The organism is Halalkalibacter lacteus (assembly GCF_036663595.1).
Classification (GTDB): domain Bacteria; phylum Bacillota; class Bacilli; order Bacillales; family Bacillaceae_D; genus Halalkalibacter; species Halalkalibacter lacteus.
The window spans coordinates 1-256 of record NZ_JAWRVL010000318.1 but is presented as its reverse complement, the minus strand read 5'-3'; the positions used below and the strand labels follow the sequence as shown (position 1 = coordinate 256).

1 pseudogene is annotated in these 256 nt (G+C 41.4%); it reads left to right on the top strand.

Annotation, left to right across the window (positions count from 1 at the left end):
* Positions 1-112: 112 nt before the first annotated feature.
* Positions 113-256 (top strand): annotated as a pseudogene (locus SAZ04_RS22505) (relaxase/mobilization nuclease domain-containing protein); the annotation flags it as partial.

Here is a 256-nt window from a genome sequence, read left to right as displayed (position 1 = left end):
TCAGTCGTTTAAGCCTGGGGAAGTGACGCCAGAAGAAGCCAATTAAATGGGTCTTTCGTTAGCCAAAGAGGTTGCAGAAAAGCATGAAGTAGCAGTTTAAACGCATACAGACAAGGAACACATACATAATCACATTGTCATCAATGAGGTCAGTTATGAAGATGGGATGAAGTATCAGTCTTCTAAAAAGGATTTGTATACCATTCGTGAAGCAAGTGACGGTCTGTGTCTGGAAAGAGGACTTTCGGTTGTGAAA